Origin of the sequence: Ensifer sp. LC384 (assembly GCF_001695865.1) — a bacterium.
GTDB lineage: Bacteria > Pseudomonadota > Alphaproteobacteria > Rhizobiales > Rhizobiaceae > Ensifer.
On record NZ_MBST01000067.1, the window covers coordinates 233414 to 254123 of the forward strand.

19 protein-coding genes are annotated in these 20710 nt (G+C 62.0%); 12 read left to right on the plus strand and 7 right to left on the minus strand.

Features of this window, described 5'->3' with window-relative positions; translation table 11 throughout:
* Positions 1-25: 25 nt before the first annotated feature.
* Positions 26-1096, minus strand: a complete 1071-nt coding sequence (locus tag BC363_RS30305; protein ID WP_320416828.1) for a polyamine ABC transporter substrate-binding protein — start codon at positions 1094-1096, stop codon at positions 26-28.
* A gap of 114 nt (positions 1097-1210) precedes the next feature.
* Between BC363_RS30305 and BC363_RS34920 the strand changes: the two genes are divergently transcribed.
* Together BC363_RS34920 and BC363_RS30315 are read left to right on the plus strand one after the other, a co-directional pair.
* Positions 1211-1402, plus strand: a complete 192-nt coding sequence (locus BC363_RS34920) for a hypothetical protein (protein ID WP_065782967.1) — start codon at positions 1211-1213, stop codon at positions 1400-1402.
* A gap of 55 nt (positions 1403-1457) precedes the next feature.
* Positions 1458-2411, plus strand: a complete 954-nt coding sequence (locus BC363_RS30315; RefSeq protein ID WP_065782969.1) for a fatty acid desaturase family protein — start codon at positions 1458-1460, stop codon at positions 2409-2411.
* Here BC363_RS30315 and BC363_RS30320 read toward each other — a convergent pair.
* Positions 2405-3814, minus strand: coding sequence for an XRE family transcriptional regulator (locus BC363_RS30320; RefSeq protein ID WP_065782971.1), 1410 nt, complete (start codon positions 3812-3814; stop codon positions 2405-2407). The genes BC363_RS30315 and BC363_RS30320 overlap by 7 nt on opposite strands.
* 229 nt (positions 3815-4043) lie before the next feature.
* On the opposite strand from BC363_RS30320, the gene aceA reads away from it, so the two are divergent.
* The 3 genes from aceA to BC363_RS30335 all read left to right on the plus strand — a co-directional run bounded on the left by aceA (position 4044) and on the right by BC363_RS30335 (position 7045).
* The gene (aceA, locus tag BC363_RS30325; RefSeq protein ID WP_065782973.1) at positions 4044-5333 is read left to right on the plus strand and encodes an isocitrate lyase; all 1290 of its coding nucleotides are present in this window, start codon (positions 4044-4046) and stop codon (positions 5331-5333) included.
* A gap of 82 nt (positions 5334-5415) precedes the next feature.
* Positions 5416-5655, plus strand: a complete 240-nt coding sequence (locus BC363_RS30330; RefSeq protein ID WP_053250421.1) for a hypothetical protein — start codon at positions 5416-5418, stop codon at positions 5653-5655.
* Positions 5656-5935: 280 nt separating this feature from the next.
* A complete protein-coding gene (locus BC363_RS30335; protein ID WP_065782975.1) occupies positions 5936-7045 on the plus strand; it encodes a helix-turn-helix transcriptional regulator in 1110 nt (369 codons plus the stop codon).
* Between the two features lie 104 nt (positions 7046-7149).
* Here BC363_RS30335 and BC363_RS30340 read toward each other — a convergent pair whose 3' ends face one another.
* Positions 7150-8019 carry a LysR family transcriptional regulator gene (locus BC363_RS30340; RefSeq protein WP_065783050.1) on the minus strand — a complete coding sequence of 290 codons (870 nt, stop codon included), beginning with the start codon at positions 8017-8019 and terminating at the stop codon, positions 7150-7152.
* An 88-nt stretch (positions 8020-8107) separates the two neighbouring features.
* On the opposite strand from BC363_RS30340, the gene BC363_RS30345 reads away from it, so the two are divergent.
* Entirely contained in the window at positions 8108-8341 is a 234-nt protein-coding gene (locus BC363_RS30345) for a hypothetical protein (RefSeq protein WP_065782977.1), read from the plus strand.
* 112 nt (positions 8342-8453) lie between these two features.
* On the opposite strand, the gene BC363_RS30350 is transcribed toward BC363_RS30345, so the two are convergent.
* A complete protein-coding gene (locus tag BC363_RS30350) occupies positions 8454-10979 on the minus strand; it encodes a methyl-accepting chemotaxis protein (RefSeq protein ID WP_065783051.1) in 2526 nt (841 codons plus the stop codon).
* Here BC363_RS30350 and BC363_RS30355 point away from each other — a divergent pair.
* A complete protein-coding gene (locus BC363_RS30355) occupies positions 10972-11223 on the plus strand; it encodes a hypothetical protein (protein WP_141690489.1) in 252 nt (83 codons plus the stop codon). The two genes, BC363_RS30350 and BC363_RS30355, sit on opposite strands and share 8 nt — an antisense overlap.
* A gap of 107 nt (positions 11224-11330) precedes the next feature.
* On the opposite strand, the gene BC363_RS35665 is transcribed toward BC363_RS30355, so the two are convergent.
* Both BC363_RS35665 and BC363_RS30360 read right to left on the minus strand, forming a co-directional pair.
* Positions 11331-11477 carry a hypothetical protein gene (locus BC363_RS35665; RefSeq protein WP_167590831.1) on the minus strand — a complete coding sequence of 49 codons (147 nt, stop codon included), beginning with the start codon at positions 11475-11477 and terminating at the stop codon, positions 11331-11333.
* 231 nt (positions 11478-11708) lie between these two features.
* Entirely contained in the window at positions 11709-12893 is a 1185-nt protein-coding gene (locus BC363_RS30360; RefSeq protein WP_065782979.1) for an NAD(P)/FAD-dependent oxidoreductase, read from the minus strand.
* Between the two features lie 123 nt (positions 12894-13016).
* Between BC363_RS30360 and BC363_RS30365 the strand changes: the two genes are divergently transcribed.
* From BC363_RS30365 to edd, 5 genes are all read left to right on the plus strand, one after another.
* Complete coding sequence (locus tag BC363_RS30365) at positions 13017-14453, plus strand: glutamine synthetase family protein (RefSeq protein ID WP_065782981.1); 1437 nt, start codon at positions 13017-13019, stop codon at positions 14451-14453.
* A gap of 16 nt (positions 14454-14469) precedes the next feature.
* Entirely contained in the window at positions 14470-15756 is a 1287-nt protein-coding gene (locus BC363_RS30370) for an FAD-binding oxidoreductase (protein ID WP_065782983.1), read from the plus strand.
* A gap of 98 nt (positions 15757-15854) precedes the next feature.
* Positions 15855-17330: a glucose-6-phosphate dehydrogenase gene (zwf, locus tag BC363_RS30375; RefSeq protein WP_065782985.1), complete on the plus strand. Its 1476-nt coding sequence runs from the start codon at positions 15855-15857 to the stop codon at positions 17328-17330.
* Positions 17331-17338: 8 nt separating this feature from the next.
* Positions 17339-18037: a 6-phosphogluconolactonase gene (pgl, locus tag BC363_RS30380; protein ID WP_065782989.1), complete on the plus strand. Its 699-nt coding sequence runs from the start codon at positions 17339-17341 to the stop codon at positions 18035-18037.
* 177 nt (positions 18038-18214) lie between these two features.
* On the plus strand, positions 18215-20035 hold the full coding sequence (gene edd / locus BC363_RS30385; RefSeq protein ID WP_065782991.1) for a phosphogluconate dehydratase: 1821 nt from the start codon (positions 18215-18217) through the stop codon (positions 20033-20035).
* 204 nt (positions 20036-20239) lie between these two features.
* On the opposite strand, the gene BC363_RS30390 is transcribed toward edd, so the two are convergent.
* On the minus strand, positions 20240-20650 hold the full coding sequence (locus BC363_RS30390; RefSeq protein WP_065782993.1) for a hypothetical protein: 411 nt from the start codon (positions 20648-20650) through the stop codon (positions 20240-20242).
* Positions 20651-20710 lie beyond the last annotated feature (60 nt).

Sequence of the window (20710 nt, forward strand, 5' to 3'; positions counted from 1 at the left end):
GAGGTCCGGGCAATTCGTTTCGGTCTTACTGGCCGGTGACGACCTTTGTCCAGAGCCGGGTCAGCACCCTCTGCTCCTTCGCCTCGAACGGCGTGACAGTGAACAGTTTCTGCATCACATCATCAGTGGGATAGATGGCGGTGTCTTCGAGAACCGCCTTGTCGAGGAACTGCTGCGAGGCCTTGTTGCCGTTGGCGTAGAAGACATAATTCGACGCCTTGGCGACGACCTCCGGCTTCATCAAATAGTTGAGGAACTCATGCGCTTCAGCGACATGCGAAGCGTCTGCCGGAATGGAGAGCATGTCGAACCACATCTGCGCGCCCTGCGAGGGGATCGCATAATCGACCGTCACGCCGGCCTTGGCTTCGGCCGCACGGTCGCGGGCCTGAAAGACGTCGCCGGAAAAGCCGACTGCGAGGCAGATGTCACCGTTGGCAAGCGCGTTGATATATTCCGACGAATGAAACTTGCGGATATTGGGACGAACGCTGGCAAGCAGTTCAGCCGCCTTTTCGAGGTCCGCCGCTTCGTGGCTATCCGGATTGAGACCGAGATAAGCGAGCGCCGACGGCATCACATCCGTCGGGGAATCGAGAACATGGATGCCGCAATCCTTGAACTTGGCGGCCAGTTCCGGCTTGAAGATGACATCCCAGTTGGGCTTCTCGTCGGTGCCGAGAATTTCCTTCATCTTGTCGACGTTGTAGCCGATGCCGGTGGTGCCCCACATATAGTCGACGGCGTATTCGTTGCCCGGATCGTACTTGGCCGTACGCTCCATGATCACGTCCCACATGTTGGCAAGGTTCGGAAGCTTGGACTTGTCGAGCTTCTGGAACACGCCCGCCGCGATCTGGCGCTGCAGGAAGGTCGCCGTCGGGACGACGACGTCATAGCCCGAGCCGCCTGCGAGCAATTTGGTTTCAAGGATCTCGTTGGAATCGAAGACGTCGTAGACGACCTTGATGCCGGTTTCCTTGGTAAAGTCTTCCAGAATGCTGCTGTCGATGTAATCCGACCAGTTATAGACGTTGACCACCCGCTCCTGCGCCGAAGCGAGCATGGTCGAGCCGGCCAGCATGATCGTCGTCATGGTTGTAACGATGAATTTGGACATACAGTTCCCTCGTTATTATCGGTCCGGACAAGGCCGCCCCGTGACACGGATCCAGGCCCATTCTGGATCGCTCCGGAGGCGAGGTTAGGCATGTTTCTCGACAACCTCAAGCGCTTTCGTGCCGGAAGGAAGCGGACATGTTTGCCGCCCTTGTTTTTGCAAGCCAAGGAAAATCGGGCACTTATGACGAAGGAAGCGCGACCTGCGCCGATCGGCGGAGCCAGGGCTGATATTGACGATGGCAACAACCAACTCGCGCACGCCCCGTTTGCGATTGATTAACCATAACGGGCATGCGATTTTTCCTCAAGTTGTGCATCAGGGTCTGGGCAGCGTCATGAGTGAACGGAACCGCAGGATCGATCCGAAGGAACTGAAGCGGCTTTCGATACTCGAGCCACAGAAATCGCTCGGCGCAATAGCCGTCGACTGGGCGACCATCGCCGCCGCCATCGTCGTTAGCGAGTATACCGGCAATGTTGTCATCTACCTGCTGGCCGTGATCCTGATTGCCGGACGCATGCATGCCTTCGGTTGCCTCGTTCACGAGGCGGCACACTACCGCATCATCAAGAACCGCAAGCTCAGCGACTGGATGAGCGATCTGTTGCTTGCCTGGCCGATGCTGGCGACCGTCGACGGCTATCGGCAGAACCACCTGGCACACCATCAACATGCCAACACGGACGACGACCCGGACTGGACGGCCAAGCTCGGCATGACACAGTTCACCTTTCCTCAAAAGGTGGCGCGCGGCGTGATGCAGCTGCTCGGCTATCTCATCGCCGTCAACTCCATCCGCGACATGGTGCACATGGCCAAGCGCATGTCGAAGAACGACCGGTCGACGCGAAGCTACAAGATGCTGCGCCTCGGCTTCTATGTCGCTGCGGCCGCCATCATCAGCCTGCTCGGCATCTGGCGCGAATTCGCGCTCTACTGGCTGGTGCCGTTCTTCACCTTCTTCTGCCTCTTCCTTTATGTGCGCAGCGTGGCCGAGCATTTTGGCAGCATGGACTATAGCGACGAGCTGACCAGTTCACGCACGGTCTATCCGCATACCTGGGAAAAGCTGTTCTTTGCTCCGCACAACATCAACTACCATCTCGAACACCATCTTTATCCCGGCGTGCCGTTCTACAATCTGCCGGAACTGCACGCGATCCTGATGCGCGACGAGGCCTATGCGGACAAGGCGCACATCACCCGCGGCTATACGACCGGGCTGCCGGCGGAATGCTTCTCCGCCAACGCGCCGCTGCTGCCGAGCGAGCATCCGATCAGCTACTGAAAATCAAAAACGCTGAGGCCCGTCGCCATCTCGTCGAGCCCAAGCGGGCGTGTGACGGGCGGCTCGGCGCGCGCAAGGCAGCCCTGCCGCTCGCAGAGACGACAGGCCGCCCCGATGGCGATCGGGGGTGAACGCACCGCGCCATAGACCACCTCGTCGGCAAAGGAAGCCTCGCAACCGATCAGCAAGGCGGTGCGGCGAACCCGCTCCTCAAAGCCCGCCTGCGGACCATCGAGCGTGCGCGACACGGTGAGGAACGCCAACCCTTCAGTCGTCTCCACACGATCCACCAGGATCTGCCCCGGCACGGAGAAAGCGGCGTGGATATTGAGCTTCGGACAGCCGCCGCCGAACCTGGCCTGTGGGAAGCCCGATGCGCCGGAACGACGGAGCCGGTGCCCGGCATTGTCGATCTCCATCAGGAAAAACGGAACGCCGGCCGCGCCGGGCCGCTGCAGCATGGTCAGTCGGTTGGCGACCTGCTCGAACGACACCTGGAAGCGCGCCCGCAGGATGTCGATATCGTATTTCGCCCGCTGGGCAGCAGCATGGAACGCTCCATAGGGCATCATCAGTGCGTGGGCAGCATAGCGGGCGAGTTCGAAGCGGCCGATGCGGCGCGCTTCGGCAGTCGACAAGCGCAGCGCCTCAAGCTCCTGGACGATCGCCTCGTGACAGGCGATCGAGGCTGCCTCCATGGCAATCTCGCGCAATTGATCATAGGGCGACAGGCGCTCGGAGATAAACAGCCGCATGGAATGGCGATCGAACCGGCGGCGCAGATTGGGCATGGCATGAACAGGCAGATTGCGCACGACCAGGCCGTGCTCTTTCTTCAGCCAGACCTTCAGCGCACTGATCAGATCGTCGCCGGGCGCAAGGGCGTCATAAAAGGCCTCTGCGGCCTCCTCGATCCGGACAAAATGATTGGGCCGCGCCTCCAGCGTCTCGCGCACCTCGTCCATCGGCAGACGCGTTCCCGACAACGCCTCCATATGACCCTGTCCGGCCAGGAGATCGGCGAGGTCCTTCAGCCGCGCCGCCTGCTCGCGATAGGCACGGTAAAGCTTGACAACACCGCCGGCGGCGTTCGGTGCCGCTTCGGCAACTTCGATCAACTCCTGATCCCCCGGCAACTCCGCCGCCAGCAGCGGATCGGCGAAGACTTCGCGCAATTGTGCCAGCCCACCGCCCGTCTCGCCCTGCAGCTCCTCCAGATCGACCTTGTAGACCGATGCGAGCTTCAGGAGCAGCTGGACAGTCAATGGCCGTTGATTGCGCTCGATCAGGTTGAGGTAGGACGGCGAGATGCCAAGCGCATCCGCCATGGCCGTCTGCGTCAGCGAGAGCCCGTTGCGGATCCGCCGCACACGCGGGCCGGCAAAGATCTTGTTCTCAGCCATTTGTCACTACCTTTACAAGTCTCGCGCCGATTGTGCATTTACATTTTTTACAAATTTACTGCGCGCGCTTGTCAAAGGCAAGACAAGATAACCCTTTTGAAAGGCGCGTAGCTTCAATTCTTGTGGCTCAGTTGCGCAGCGCAATGTAAAAACTGTCACATCAACTCAAGACGAAGAAAGCCATACGACAAAAAGTCGAATGGCGGATGAATTCCAGCAGGAGGAAGTAATGACTGATTTTTACAAGCTCGTTCCAAGTGCCCAACAAGGCCGCTTTGATGGCATCGAACGCCCCTACACCACAGAGACCGTGAAGCGGCTGCGTGGCTCGGTCGAGATCCGTTACTCGCTGGCCGAAATGGGCGCCAACCGCTTGTGGAAGCTCATTCACGAAGAGGACTTCGTCAACGCGCTCGGCGCGCTCTCGGGCAACCAGGCCATGCAGATGGTTCGCGCCGGCCTGAAGGCGATCTATCTCTCCGGCTGGCAGGTCGCCGCCGACGCCAACACCGCGTCCGCGATGTATCCCGACCAGTCGCTCTATCCGGCGAACGCCGCTCCGGAACTGGCAAAACGCATCAATCGCACGCTGCAGCGCGCCGACCAGATCGAGACCTCGGAAGGCAAAGGGCTTTCGGTCGACACCTGGTTCGCACCGATCGTTGCCGACGCCGAAGCCGGTTTCGGCGGCCCGCTCAACGCCTTCGAGATCATGAAGGCCTTCATCGAGGCCGGTGCGGCAGGCGTCCATTATGAGGACCAGCTCGCGTCCGAAAAGAAGTGCGGCCATCTCGGCGGCAAGGTTCTGATCCCGACGGCAGCGCATATCCGCAATCTCAACGCGGCGCGGCTTGCGGCCGACGTCATGGGCACGCCGACACTCGTTATCGCCCGCACCGATGCGGAGGCCGCCAAGCTGTTGACCTCCGATATCGACGAGCGCGATCGTCCCTTCGTCGATTACGACGCCGGACGCACGGTCGAAGGTTTCTACCAGGTGAAGAACGGCATCGAGCCGTGCATCGCACGCGCCATTGCCTATGCACCACATTGCGATCTCATCTGGTGCGAAACCTCCAAGCCGGACCTGGAGCAGGCCCGCAAGTTCGCTGAAGGTGTGCACAAGGCGTATCCGGGCAAGCTGCTCGCCTACAACTGCTCGCCGTCGTTCAACTGGAAAAAGAACCTCGACGACGCGACGATCGCCAAGTTTCAGCGGGAACTCGGTGCGATGGGCTACAAGTTCCAGTTCATCACGCTTGCCGGTTTCCACCAGCTGAACTTCGGCATGTTCGAACTCGCCCGTGGCTACAAGGCCCGGCAGATGGCGGCCTATTCGGAGCTGCAGGAGGCGGAGTTCGCCGCCGAGGTCAACGGCTACACCGCAACCAAGCACCAGCGCGAAGTCGGCACCGGCTATTTCGATGCGGTATCGCTGGCCATCACCGGCGGCCAGTCATCGACGACCGCCATGAAGGAATCGACCGAGCACGACCAGTTCCGCCCGGCCGCAGAATGAAGGATCGGGGAGCGTGGCAATCCCTGCCCGCCACGCTCCCCGGGCAACCGACCAGAAACCTTTGAGCTCAAGGAGAACTCCAATGACAGTTCAGACACGCGTCAAGGAACGGGCCGAGGAACAGTCTTCGGCCATGACCCCGGACCAGCAGGCTGCCATCCGCATGGTCGCAAACGACCTGCACCGCCTCAACCAGGCCGTCATGAAAGCGGTCGATGCCGGCGTATCGGTCGAGCTCGTACGCTCGGCCCGCCACCACGGCGGCGAAGGCAACTGGGGCGACCTGTTGATCCCCGTCATCGTGACCCAGGGCAGATCATGACCATCCTTGCGATAACGGTTGCGATGGCGCTGCTTTCATCCAGCCTGCTTCGCCCAGGGGTAGTGGTCAGAGCCAGATACGCAATCTTTAGTTGTCGCCATCAAAGCCGCGAGGGAGAGCCGCGGTGAGTAAGTCCAGCATGGCCGGCCATAGTGCCGGCCATGCTGCGTTGGCTGGGGAGGATCGTATACAAACGACCGCCGTCATCCTGCTATTTCAAGTTGATTGAATCAGCGGCAGCCGGCTATATTAGCCAAACCTATCTCAGGTAGAGGCACGCATGTATCGATCGACGAAAGCTGCCGATACGGCCGAACTGACGGAGCTGATCTACGGCGCCGCCTTCGGCGACTGCGGCTGGCAGGACTTTTTGGATCGGCTGACGACGACGATGCCCAACGGGCGCTCCGCCCTTCACTACCACGATCTCTCCTCCCCCACGACCTACGTGCCCTATGTGTCCGGCTTCGCTGCCGAAGACATCGATCAGTTCAACAATCACTTCGCGGCCATCAATCCCTGGATACCGAAGTCGGTGCTCGTGCCGGTGGGGCACGGCCTTGCCGGCGAGCACATCGTTGCGCGCAAGGATCTGGTCAAGTCGGAATTCTACAACGACTGGCTGAAGCGCCAGACCGGGTGCGAGACCACCGTCGGCGTGACCATCGTGCGCAGTGCGACGCGAACCTTGCTCGTATCCACCTGCACCTCGTCGACGGACGAGGAACTCAATCAGCATGCCGCCGATCAATATACCCAACTGGCGCCCCATCTCAGGCGCGCCTTCGATTTTCTACGCCGGCGCGACCTGACGACGGTCGAACAACACGAAGGCCCGACCTTGCTCGACACGATCGGCGTCGGCCTCGTCTATGTCGGCGACAATCTTCGCATCCGCTCCATGAACGAATGCGCGCAGCGGATGACGGCGAATGGCTCGCCATTCCGCATTGGCGTCAACGGGCGCTTGTTCATGGATGAACCGGGGACGAATGCGACGCTGCAGCTTCTGGCCTTGCCGCCTGGCAGCCCGACGCAACCTCAAGTCCGTATTGTAAGGACCGCCGAGGACAGCGCCTTTCGCATTACGCTCGTCAGACGAAGCTCCAGCATCTTCACGGAACTCCTCGATGGACCAACGGTGGCCGTGCTGATCGAGCCCGCCACGTCTGTGGTGGGCGAACAGCATCTAAACCATCTGAAGGCAAGTTACGGCCTGACCCCGGCAGAAATCCGTATCGCTTCCGGCATTGCTGCGGGCCTGACGCTGAAGGAGATGTCCAGCGCCAACGGCGTGAGCTACGAGACGATCCGCACGCAGCTCAAGAGCATTTATAGCAAAACCCGGGTCAATTCGCAGGCTGGCCTCGTCAAGCTGCTGCTGCGCTGAACCTTGCGGCACCGGGCGTCCAACTTGGAGGCACAGGATCGCTGCAGCAGGTTGATGTGTGCATTTCGGTCGCGGACCGGCTACGCACTTTTGCGGGGATTGCCTTAGCCCCGCCGAGGCCGCTTGCCGGCAAAGATATCCGCGTGGCTGCGCAGCAGCTTCGTCATGCGGTCGACCACCGAGCGGATCTCCCTTCGGTGCCTGTCCTCATTGTTCATCACGATCCATTGTCGGTGCCTGAGCGCCGGGAGCTCGTCACCCGCTCGTTCCAGCATCGGATCGAGGTCGCCGACGAAACACGGGAGCACCGCGCAACCGGCACCGGCCCGGGCGAGATCCAAGAGCGAGCGCGGCCGCGTGACCGTGGCGACGATCCGCCCCTCTACCTGCTCATGCGGCCAACGCAGATAGGCCGAGATCGCCTCTTCCTCGCCGACCGCCACCCACCGCCCGTTGGCGGCCGGTGGTGCGTTTTTCTGGCGATAGGCGGCATAGGCGACGTCGCCGACCGGACTGGCTGCCAGATAGCTTTCCTCGGGCTCGAAGGCGCGGATGCCGATATCCGTCTCGCGATAGGCGAGGCTGGCGCGCGTCTCGCCGATGGTGATCGCCAGGCTGAAGCCGTCCCTTTCGGTGCAAAGTGCGGGAAAGTTCTCCGCGAGCAGCCAGGCGATCCAGGTTCCGACGGTGATGCGGACGGTCGCGCCCTCGCCCTCGCGCCGCCAGCTCTCGACCCGGCGCGCTGCCGCTTCCATCTCCTGAAGCTGCTCGAAAAGAAGCTCGCCGTCGCCGGTAAGCTGGTAGCCGGTTTGGCTGCGCAGGAACAGCACGCGTCCGGTTCGCTCCTCGAGCTCGAGCATCCGTCGTCCGACGGTGGCCGGACTTGAGCCCAGTGCCTGTGCGGCGCCGGTCAGGCCGCCCGTGCGCGCCACGCTCATGAAGCAACGGTAGATATCCCAATCCATGTCTTTCATCGATGAAAAATATAGGCCGATATCTTGTGTATGTAAAACAGCTTTTGCTGCATAGAAGAGGAGATGCCACCGGATGAGGAGCATCACCATGGACATGATGGCAATGGCCTATATGGCCGATATGGCAATGAAGAGCCGCCGCTGGGACGAACACTTCGACCCCAAGCCGCCGGGACTTTTGCGGCGGACGTTTCGCCGCTGCATTGCAGCACTTGCGGCACGCAGAAAGCTGAAAACCGTCGAGCAGCCCGCACAAACAAGATGCGCCGCGCAACCGGTCGATCGCGCGGCGCTGTGCTACAGCGCCGCGCGTCAAATATGACGCGCTAAGGACGCTGTAACACCCTAAACTTGCTGCATAATTTTCTCCTTAAATCGATTCCGATTTAAGGAATTATGCAGTACAGGGACGAAACCGTCGTGGTGCTGGCCAATCAGGCCGCGCGGTAAGCGTGGATATCGGACGCTTCCGGTTCCAGCCGGAACTGCTCGACCAGCATCATCAGCGTATCGGCCTGGTTGGACAGCGCCAGGCTCGTGGCCGTTGCCTCTTCAACCATCGAGGCGTTCTGCTGGGTCATCTGATCCATCTGGTTGACCGATCCGTTGACTTCGTTGAGCGCCACCGCCTGGTCGCGGCTGGCCGTCGCGATCATTTCGACATGCTGGCTGACGGTGACGATCTGGGCGCTGATCGAGGCGAGCACCGCGCCGGTCTCCTTGACCAGGTGCGAACCGGAATTGACCTCGTCGGTCGACTTGTTGATGAGGCCCTTGATCTCACGGGCGGCCTCGGCCGAGCGCTGCGCCAGTTCGCGCACTTCCTGTGCCACCACCGCGAAGCCCTTGCCGGCTTCGCCGGCACGCGCTGCTTCGATGCCGGCGTTGAGTGCCAGCAGGTTGGTCTGGAAGGCGATGTCGTCGATCACTTCGATGATCTGCTCGATCTGGCGTGATGCCTCTTCGATGCGGCCCATGGCGGCGATCGCGTTGGTGACGACCGTTGCCGAGCTGTCGGCGCTCTTCTTGGTTTGCGTCACGGCGACATTGGCCTCGTTCGCACGCTCCGCCGAAGAACGGACGGTCACGGTGATCTGGTCGACCGCCGCAGCCGTCTCCTCGAGCGAGGCTGCCTGGGCTTCCGTGCGCTTCGATAGTGAATCCGCCGCATGGTGCATGTCCGAACCACTCTGCTGGATCGCCTGCGCATTGGCGCGGATCTGCGCCAACGTGTCCTGCAGGCGGATCAGCGAGCCGTTGAAGTCCATGCGCAGCTGTTCGAGGCGGCCATGGAACGGAATGTCGATCTGGCGCGACAGGTCGCCCTGTGCCAAGCGGCCGAGGCCGGCGGCAAGTTCGCTGACCGCAAGGTCGATCTGACGATCGAGCTCCTGTTTTTCCGCATCGTTGCGGGTCCGTTCGAGCTCGGCGCGGGCACGCTGTTCTTCGCTTTCGGCCTCGATGCGCACCTTGGAGAGGGCGTTTTCCTTGAAGACGCCAAGGGCGCGAGCCATGTCGCCGATCTCGTCCTGACGGGCGTCGCCGTCGATGGAGGTATCGAGGCGGCCGTCTGCCAGGCGACGCATGGCGGCGGTGATCTGGCCGATCGGCTTCTTCAGCGTCAGCGTGAGCGCGATGCCGGCAAGCAAGGCGATGACGACGCCTGCAACGGTCGCGGCCACGGAGATCTGGTTTGCTTCCTGGCGCTCGGTGCCGGCGGCAACCTTCTGCTGCTCGGCAAAACCGGTCAGATCGCTCCAGATCTGGTTGATCGACTGGCCGGCGGCATCGAAATCGGCGGTCCGTTTCACGGTGATTTCGACCAGCGACGCCGCATCCTTCTTCATCACGGTGATGATCGGCATCAGCGTGTCGGCGATCGCATCGAAGGATGCGCCTTCGCTTGCAACACCGCGCAGCGTTGCCATGTTCTGCTGAACCGCGAGGAACTTATCGAGCAGCTTCTGGCGATTGCCTTCCGTGGTCGCTCCCATGAAAGTCGCGGCGGAGATCTGGATATCGGTGATCGAGGTTGAAAGCCGGCGCGTCGCCGTCAGAACGGATTCGGTGCTGACGATAAGCTGATCGAGCTCGGCGAAGATCCGCGTGGCATCTCGCATCTTGCCGACCGAGGCCGCTTCCAGACGGAAACTTGCGGTGCGGAAACGGTCGACATGTTTCGAGATGCCGGCAAGCGTCTCAGGACCGGCAGGCGCCTTCAAAAGCGCGCCGACCTCGCTCGATGCGGAGGTGATGGTCTCGGTCAGCGACTTCTCGTCCTTCGGCAGCAGACGGAAGATGTCACGCTCGGTGCGGCCGATCATCGGGAACCGTTCCTTGACGGCCTTGAGCTTCTCGTCGATCGTCGTCGCCTTGCTGACCTCCGTGCCGAACTCGTTGAAGAAGCGGCTGGCGCGCATCAGCTTTTCGGCTTCGCGCAGCATGGTCTTGGCGGCGTTCTCGTTCTTGCGCACGGCATATTGCAGCCGGTTCGACTCGTCATTGATCTTGGCGCGCTCCACCAGCAGCGCATCGAGGTTCGCCGTCATCGTGGCGCGCATTTCCTGCTCGCCGACATGCAGCTGCCAGAGCCCGTCGATGCGGGCTTCGATGTCGTTGGTTGCGGCGATCGCAGCCGTCAGCTCGTCCTGGCCGCTCTGGCCGGCCACCTGCGCAGCGGTCTCTGCCAGGATCGCCTTCTGTGCGGAAATCTTGCCCTGCAAGGCGTCGCGGGTTTCCTCAGTGGTCGAGTGCAGGAAGTTGTTCATCCCCGCATAGACGTCCTTGAAGCCGCTCAGCGTCTGCAGGACGCTGTTTGAAATCTCCATCCGGCCCTGCAGCAGGCCGGACGCGTAAAGGCCGGTAATGCCGACGGCACAGATGCTGACGACGAAGGGCAGAATGAAAAACAGCACCTTCGTCTGGATCTTGAAGCGGGCAAGAATTCTGTCAATGAACATGGAAAACACCTTGGCTCGCAGCTCGCATTCGCCTCCCCCGGCGGCTCGAAGCATGTTTCACCTTCCGCGCAACGGCAAAAAGGACGAAACGATCGAGAGCCACCCGATGCGCAAACAGGCTGATGTTTTTCGGAAAATCATGCGGCGCAACACCGCCAGTCCGTCAGCAATCATTGCGGGACCGCGCCACCTCCCCGGTAGCGAAGTCCTGACGGAACTCACTTCGTCGCAATATTCATTTTGAACGATTAAAAATTGTATAAGCGCCGAGCACTCGCCGACGTATTTCCGAAGGCGCTCGCGCGCTAATGACGGGATCGAGGTCCGGCCGAAAGCGGCCGGCGGGCAGCATCAGAGCCAGTAGGCCGGAAGCGTTGCGAGGGCAGCAACGGCAAAGAAGGCGATCAGAGCAATGCGGGTCAACGCCATTCTCTGGGCGCGGCTCTCGTCGGTGCGAGCGATCGCGATGGCGCGGGGACGACGGCGTGGCTGGTTCATGGCATCCTGTCCTTCTCACTGACCGGCGACGATCGGCCCGGATGAACCGGCTTGCCAGTCGAGTTCATATTGCAGCCATGCCGTGGCAGAGAAAAGCCCTAAAAATGGAAACAGTGTTATTTCCGTTTGCGGAACAGTTCTTATCTCGCCAACCGCCGGCTGTGCCGACATCAGATGAGGTTCGGACATATCCGTTAACAATGGCTGAAGCCAAGCGCCACAAAACCGGGATCAGACGTCCTGGCCGGCCGCAAAGCCCGATGCCCAGGCCCATTGGAAATTGTAGCCGCCGAGCCAGCCGGTCACATCGACGCATTCGCCGACGAAATAGAGGCCGGGAACAGTCTTCGCCTGCATCGTCTTTGAATCGAGGCCGTTGGTGTCGACGCCGCCGAGCGTCACCTCGGCGGTCCGGTAGCCTTCGGAACCGGCCGGCTTGATCGTCCAGGCCTGGATCGAGGTCGAGAGCGCATCGATCGCCTTGTCCGAGAGGTCGGCGAGTTGCCTGCCCGTGAGCTTGGCGCCGTCTGCAAAGAACTGCGCCAGCCGGCGTGGCAGAATATCGCCGAGCGCCGTCTGCACGGCCTGCTTGCCGTTGGTGCGGCGCAAGCCCTTGAGGATCGAGGAGATGTCGATATCGGGCATCAGCCTCAAGACGATATCCTGCCCTTCGCGCCAATAGGACGAGATCTGCAGGATCGCCGGGCCGCTTAAGCCCCGATGGGTGATCAGCACCGCCTCGCGGAACGCCGTCTTGCCGGAACGCGCCTCGGCGTCGGCGGCGACGCCGGCCAATTCGCCGATCGTCTCAAGCTGCGCCGGATCGAGCGTCAGAGGCACAAGGCCCGGACGGGCTTCGACAAGCGCCAATCCGAACTGCTCTGCGATCCTATAGGCAAGCCCTGTCGCGCCCATTTTCGGAATGGACTTGCCGCCGCTGGCAACCACCAGCGACTGAGCATCGACCGGTCCGTCGTCGGTCATCACCCGGAAGCCGGCGCCATGGCGCTCGACACTCTCGACCGTCGTCTCCAGCCGAAGCTCTGCACCGACCTCGCGCATCTCGGACAGCAACATCCGGATGACGTCCTTGGCCGAATGATCGCAGAACAATTGCCCGAGCGTCTTTTCGTGCCAGGCGATGCCGTGTTTTTCGACCAATGCCAGGAAATCGCGCGCGCCGTAGCGCGCCAGCGCCGATTTGCAGAAATGCGGGTTGGCCGAGATAAAGTTCTTCGGCCCCGCGTGAATGTTGGTGAAGTTGCAGCGGCCGCCACCGGAGATGCGGATCTTTTCGCCCGGCGCCCTGGCATGGTCGATGATCAGCACCCGTCGGCCGCGCTTGCCGGCTTCGATGGCGCACATCATACCGGCGGCACCGGCGCCAATGATCACCACATCCTTCTTCTCAGCCACGAAACACCTTTGAGTTCTTTGCGCATTCCATTCCGGTCACGGAGGCGAAAGTCAATCGTCACGCTCTAGCCAATTGCCAATCTGCGGTTATGATGCGCAATCCGAAGCCAAAACCGGTGATTTATGCCCTCCAAGAGAAGTGCTGCCCAACAAACAACGAAAATCAGCAAAACCTCGAAAATACCCGCTGCCCTGCATTCCCTCCGAGGCGTCAAGACCTGGAAGGAAGCAACGGACTGGCTGAAGATCCGCGGTATCGAAGACGTCGAGTGCATCACCCCCGACCTTGCCGGCGTTCCGCGCGGCAAGATGATGCCGACCTCCAAATTCACCTCCAACACCTCGTTGGCGCTGCCTTCGGCGATCTACCGTCACACGATCTCCGGCGAATATCCCGATGAAACCGGGCAGTTCCGCTACGATTCGCGGGACAGCGACATCAAGCTCGTTCCCGACCTTTCGACGCTTTCGGTCGTCCCCTGGGAGACCGACCCGACGGCGCAGGTGATCTGCGACATCGTCGGTTCGCAGGGCGAGCAGATCAGCTACACGCCGCGCAACGTCTTGAAGCGCGTGGTCGATCTCTATCGTCAGAAGGGTTGGAAGCCGGTCGTCGCACCTGAGATCGAATTCTACCTCGTCGCCACGAACGACGACCCCGACTATCCACTGCATCCGCCGAAGGGCCGCTCCGGCCGCTCGATCCTCGGCGGCCAGGGCTATTCGATCGCCGGCATCAACGAGTTCGACGAACTGATCGACGACATCTACCATTTCTCGGAAAAGCAGGGTCTCGAGATCGACACGCTGATCCATGAGGAAGGACCGGCACAGCTCGAAATCAACCTGCGCCATGGCGATCCGATCGAGCTTGCCGACCAGGTCTTCCTGTTCAAGCGCACCATCCGCGAGGCGGCGCTGAAGCACGGCATCTACGCAACCTTCATGGCCAAGCCGATGCAGGGGCAGCCGGGTTCGGCCATGCACATCCACCAGTCGGTGGTCGAGATCAACACCGGCCGCAATCTGTTCTCCAATCCGGACGGCTCTCCCTCCAAGGAGTTCTTCAACTTCATCGGCGGCATGCAGCATTATGTGCCGCGCACGCTGGTGATGATGGCACCTTACGTAAACTCCTACCGCCGGTTGACGCCGGACATGTCTGCGCCGGTGAATACGGCCTGGGGCTACGACAACCGCACGACCGCCTTCCGCATCCCGGTTTCCGAGCCCGTCGCTCGCCGGATCGAGAACCGGCTGCCGAGTTCGGACGCCAACCCCTATCTGGCGCTCGCCGCCTCGCTTGCCTGCGGCTATCTCGGCATCATCGAAGGCCGCGATCCGACGGCACCGACGGAAGATACGGCCAACGAAGGCGAAATCGATCTGCCGCGCGGGCTGCTCGAGGCCGTCGCCCTGCTCGAATCGGCCCCGTCGCTTGCCGAGGTGCTGAGCCCCGAATTCATCGCCATCTATGCCGGGGTGAAACGCGGCGAGTTCGAAACCTTCATGCAGGTCATCAGCCCGTGGGAACGCGAGTTCCTGCTGCTGAACGTCTGACCTGAAAGGCCGTCCAATGCCCTGGCAAAGCCCGATCTCGCCCGGTTTCTCCTGGTATGAGGCAACCGTTCCGGATCGACCCGAATACCCGCAAATGCCGGGATCGAGGAAGGCGGATGTCGCCATCATCGGCGGCGGCTATACCGGACTTCAGGCAGCCTACAATCTTGCCGGCCAGGGCGTCGATGTCACCCTCATCGACGCCTGCCGCTTCGGCGATGGCGCGTCCGGGCGCAACGGCGGCCAGTTCGGCACCGGCCAGCGCGCCTGGGCCGACGAAACCGAGGAAACGCTTGGCCACGAGCGCGCGCAGCTGCTCTTCAACATGGCCGAAAATGCCAAGAGGCACGTGCTCGACTTTGCTGGCGAACACGGCATAGACATCGAGTTCATGCCGGGCCAGCTCTCGGTCGGCCACAAGAAGAGCCTGGAGAAAGACTATCGCGACCACGTCGAAGCGATGGCGACCCGCTTCGGCTATCCGCATCTCTCGTTCATGGAGCGGGAGGAGACGGCAAGTCGCGTCGGATCGTCCCGCTACCACTTCGGCATCCGCGACACCGGCACCGGTCATATCCATCCGATGAAACTGCTGGTCGGGCTGACGAAGCAAGCCGCACGCGCTGGCGCCAATCTGTTCGAGCAGACGAAGGCGCAGAAGATCGAGCGCAAGGGAACAGCTGTTGTCATCACCACCGATCGCGGCACGATCACCGCCGACCGGGTGCTTGTCGCCTGCAATGCCTATGTCGGCAATCTCGAGCCGGTGAGCGCCAGCCATGTCATGCCCATCCGCTCCTTCATCGGTGCGACCGAGGTTCTCTCCGCCTACCCCAATGTGCTGCCCGGCGGCGAATCGGTCGACGATTCGCGCTTTGTCGTGCGCTATTTTCGCAAATCGCGGGATGGACGGCTGCTGTTTGGCGGACGCGAGGCCTACACCGCCGACAATCCGCGCGACATTTCCACCCATATCCGCCGGCAGATCAGCGAGATCTACCCGGAGCTCGGCAACGTCGCGATCACCCATGCCTGGGGCGGCTCCGTCGGCATCACCATGCCGCGCACGCCCTTCTGTCGCGAGGTCATGCCGGGCGTCACTTCGATCGGCGGCTATTCCGGCCACGGCGTCATGCTTTCCAACTATTGCGGCAAGCTTTACGCCGACCTGGCGCTTGGCAAACCGACCGAACTCGACCTGTTGAAAGCCTTGAAAATACCGGCTTTTCCAGGCGGAACACGCTTCCGCTCGGCGCTTCTGTTCCTGGCGCTCAGCTGGTACGCTTTGCGCGACAGGCTCTAGGAAGTGCTTTGAGGGGCATTTTATTGCATTGCACCCTAGCGCCTTTAAATCGATTAGATTATATGTGTCCCTGACCTGAACAAGATCGAGATTATCCCATGAGCAGCCAGATCATTCCCGTCGAACCGTTTGACTATGTCGTGTTCGGGGGCACCGGCGATCTCGCGGAGCGCAAGCTGCTGCCAGCGCTCTATCACCGCCAGATGGAAGGCCAGATTTCCGAGCCGACCCGGATCATCGGCGCCTCGCGCGCCGCGTTGACGCATGAAGAGTATCGCAAGTTCGCCGCCGATGCGCTGAAGGAACACCTGAAGCCGGCCGAATACAACGAAGAGGAAGTCGCGAAGTTCACCGCGCGCCTCTTCTACGTCTCCGTCGACGCCAAGTCAGACCAGGGCTGGGATGCGCTGAAGAAGATCCTCGAGGAGGGCAAGGACCGCATCCGCGCCTTCTATCTCGCCGTCGGGCCGGCGATCTTCGGTGATATCTCCGAGAAGATCCGCGACCACAAGCTGATCACCAAGACCACCCGCATCGTCGTCGAAAAACCGATCGGACGCGACCTGGCCTCGGCGACCGAGCTCAACGACACGATCGGCAAGGTCTTCCGCGAAGAGCAGATCTTCCGCATCGACCACTATCTCGGCAAGGAGACGGTGCAGAACCTGATGGCGCTGCGCTTCGCCAATGCGCTCTATGAGCCGCTTTGGAACTCCGCGCATATCGACCACGTGCAGATCACCGTTTCGGAAGCCGTCGGCCTCGAGAACCGCGCCGGCTACTACGACAAGGCCGGTGCGTTGCGCGACATGGTGCAGAACCACATCCTGCAGCTCGTCTGCTTCGTCGCGATGGAAGCGCCGACCTCGATGGACGCGGAAGCCGTGCGCGACGAAAAGCTTAAAGTTCTGCGCGCGCTGAAGCCGGTCAATGCATCCAATGTCGAGCAGGTGACGGTGCGCGGCCAGTACCGTGCAGGCGCCTCTGCCGGCGGCCCGGTCAAGGGTTACCTGGAAGAACTCGAAGGCGGCGTTTCGAACACCGAGACCTTCGTCGCGATCAAGGCGGAGGTCAGCAACTGGCGCTGGGCCGGCGTGCCGTTCTACATCCGAACGGGCAAGCGGCTTGCCGGGCGCATGTCGGAAATCGTCATTACCTTCAAGCAGATCCCGCACTCGATCTTCGACAACAGTGCCGGTCGCATTTCGGCCAACCAGCTCGTCATCCGCCTGCAGCCGAACGAAGGCGTCAAGCAGTCGCTGATGATCAAGGACCCCGGCCCGGGCGGCATGCGCCTTCGCAATGTTTCGCTGGACATGAGCTTCGCCGAGGCCTTCGACGTGCGCAATGCCGATGCCTATGAGCGCCTGCTCTTCGACGTCGTGCGCAACAACCAGACGCTGTTCGTGCGCCGCGACGAGGTCGAGGCCGCGTGGAAGTGGATCGATCCGATCCTGAAAGCCTGGGAAGAGACCGGGCAGCAGGTTCAGGGCTACACCGCCGGCACCTGGGGCCCGAGCCAATCGATCGCGCTCATCGAGCGTGACGGCCGCACCTGGCACGACGCGATATAGGCAAGGCAATGAGCACGACGCTTCACACATTCGACAATGGCTCCGCCCTGGCCGAGGGTCTGGCCGATGCCGTCAGCGCAGCACTTGCTGCCGGCATTGCCGCCCGCGGTGCGGCGAGCATCGCCGTTTCCGGCGGCTCCACGCCCAAGGCATTCTTCCAGGCGCTCGCCAGGAAGGATATCGCCTGGGACAAGGTCACGGTCACGCTGGTGGACGAACGCTTCGTCCCGCCGGAAAGCGATCGCTCCAACCACGCCCTGGTCGCGGCCAACCTGCTGCAGGGTTCTGCAGCGAATGCGCATTTCCTTCCGCTTTACCACGCCGCCGCTTCGGCAGAAGATGCAGCTTTGCTGGCGAGCAAGGAGACGGCAAGGATCGGTGCGCCCTTCGACGTCGTCGTACTCGGCATGGGAACGGATGGCCATACCGCATCGTTCTTCCCGGGCGGCACACAGCTTTCAAGAGCGATCGACGCGACGACGCCGCGCGGCGTGATCACCATGGAAGCGGAAGGCGCCGGCGAACCGCGGCTGACCTTCACCTTCTCCAGCCTCCACGATGCCAGGCTGCTGGTCCTGCACATCGAAGGCGACGGCAAGAAGGTGGTGCTTGCCAAGGCGGAAGGCCCCGGCGACGAGGCCGAGATGCCGATCCGCACCATGCTGCGCCGGGCAGCCTCGCCGCTGCAGATATACTGGGCGCCATAACGGCCGGATAGCCGGCCGGTTCAGAACACTTTCAGCCGGTGGCGCCCCACCGGAATGCGAAAGTGTTGAAAGAGCTCATACCGGGGCGTGGCCTGCACGTTCTCCCAGGCACGTTACGCTCCGGACCGATGACTGGATGAAGATGAGGAGTCCCAAGACTCCGGAACAGGATTTGCCATGTCCGCCGATTCCCGCATTGCCGCAATCACCGCCCGCATCGTCGAGCGCTCGAAACCGCACCGAGAGCGTTATCTCGATCGGGTGCGCCGTGCCGCGTCCAGCGGACCGCATCGCAGCGTCCTTGGTTGCGGCAATCTCGCTCACGGCTTTGCCGTCTGTTCCCCCGCCGAGAAGGTGGCGCTCGCCGGTGATCGCGTCCCCAACCTCGGCATCATCACCTCCTACAACGACATGCTTTCGGCGCACCAGCCGTTCGAGACCTATCCGGCGCTGATCCGCGAAACGGCGCACGAGGCAGGCGGCGTCGCCCAGGTTGCCGGCGGCGTGCCGGCCATGTGCGACGGCGTCACTCAGGGTCAGCCGGGAATGGAACTGTCGCTGTTTTCGCGCGATCTGATCGCCATGGCCGCCGGCGTCGGCCTATCGCACAACATGTTCGATTCGACCGTCTATCTCGGCGTCTGCGACAAGATCGTGCCGGGCCTTGTCATCGCCGCGCTGACCTTCGGCCACCTGCCTGCAGTCTTCGTGCCGGCAGGACCGATGACGACGGGCCTGCCGAACGACGAGAAGGCGCGCGTGCGCCAACTCTTCGCGGAAGGCAAGGTCGGTCGCGACGAGCTGCTCGCTGCCGAATCCAAGTCCTACCACGGCCCCGGCACCTGCACCTTCTATGGCACGGCCAACTCCAACCAGATGCTGATGGAGATCATGGGCTTCCACCTGCCCGGTGCCTCCTTCATCAATCCGGGCACGCCGCTGCGCGACGCGCTGACGAAAGAGGCGACGAAGCGGGCGCTGGCGATTACCGCCATGGGCAACGAGTTCACGCCGGCAGGCGAAATGATCGATGAGCGCTCGATCGTCAACGGCGTCGTCGGACTGCATGCCACGGGCGGCTCCACCAATCACACCATGCATCTGGTCGCCATGGCCCGCGCCGCCGGCATCCTGCTGACGTGGCAGGACATTTCCGAGCTGTCGGATATCGTGCCGCTGCTGGCCCGCGTCTATCCAAACGGCCTTGCCGACGTGAACCACTTCCATGCCGCCGGCGGCATGGGCTTCCTGATCAGCCAGTTGCTTCGGGGCGGCCTGCTGCACGACGATGTGCGCACCGTCGTCGGCCAGGGTCTCGACGCCTACAAGATCGACGTTCGGCTCGGCGCCGATGGCGGCGTCGAACGCGTGCCGACGCCGGCCGAAAGCGCCGATCCGAAGGTGCTTGCGACGTTAGACCACCCGTTCCAGCACTCGGGCGGCCTCAAGATGCTGACTGGCAATCTCGGCAAGGCGGTCATCAAGATCTCCGCCGTCAAGCCGGACCGCCACGTCATCGAAGCACCGGCGAAGATCTTCCATGACCAGGCCGAGCTGAATGCCGCCTTCAAGGCCGGCAAGCTCGAAGGAGACTTCGTCGCCGTCGTGCGCTTCCAGGGCCCGAAGGCGAACGGCATGCCGGAACTGCACAAGCTGACGACCGTGCTCGGCATCCTGCAGGACCGCGGCCAGCGCGTGGCAATCCTCACCGACGGCCGCATGTCCGGCGCCTCGGGCAAGGTTCCAGCCGCCATTCACGTGACGCCCGAGGCCAAGGACGGCGGGCCGATCGCGCGCATCCAGGAAGGCGACATCGTGCGCATCGACGCCGTCACCGGCACGATCGAAGTGCTGGTCGAGGACATCGCGCTGAAGACGCGCATTCCCGCCCATACCGATCTCTCGGATAACGAGTTCGGGATGGGGCGCGAGCTGTTCGCGCCGTTCCGCGCGATTGCCGGCTCGGCCGACCATGGTGCAAGTGTGCTGTTCAACTGAACGAAGTCTCGGCGCCACCGCCGGGGTCCTGCCCTCCATCGCGGGCGATCTCTGCCGGCCACTCGCGCCGGCAGCGGGCACACCTTCCGAAGAAGAGGCACATTCCAAGTCAAGCCTTGCGTGGCAACAGCCGATTTGGTGCAACGATGCATCGCCCGCCAGCCATTTCGGCCGAGTGGGCAGGCTTGCAAATGCCTTTCCCGTTCAGCGATAGATGTCGAGCGTGCGGTTCCGGTGGTTCGGATGCGTGCTGTAGACGAAGATGCGATTGAGATCGCGGTCGGTCAGAAGCCGCAGGAAGCGTGCTTCGATGAAGTTGTCGGCGTGCACGCGCTTGAGCAGGCAGCCGACCATCTGGATCCGGGCGCTTGGAATGTCGAGGTAGAAATTCTGCGGCAGCTGGTACTTGGTCAGGATACCGATGACCGCGCCGCTTTTCGACAGCTTGATGATTTCGCAGCGACGGGAGCTCAGCTGCGTCACGCCTTTTTCCGTGTACTCGATGCGCGCCTCGTTCCTCGTGTCCTCCATCGGGAACGTGGTTTCGCGATCGTACATGAAAGATTCTTCCTTGTTCAGGAAGTGTTGCTGCATCACCGGTGCCGCGGTCGTCATTCAACAGGCCTCATAATATCCCCTGCCCTTCAGGCTAGAGGAAGAAATTTAACAGAGGGT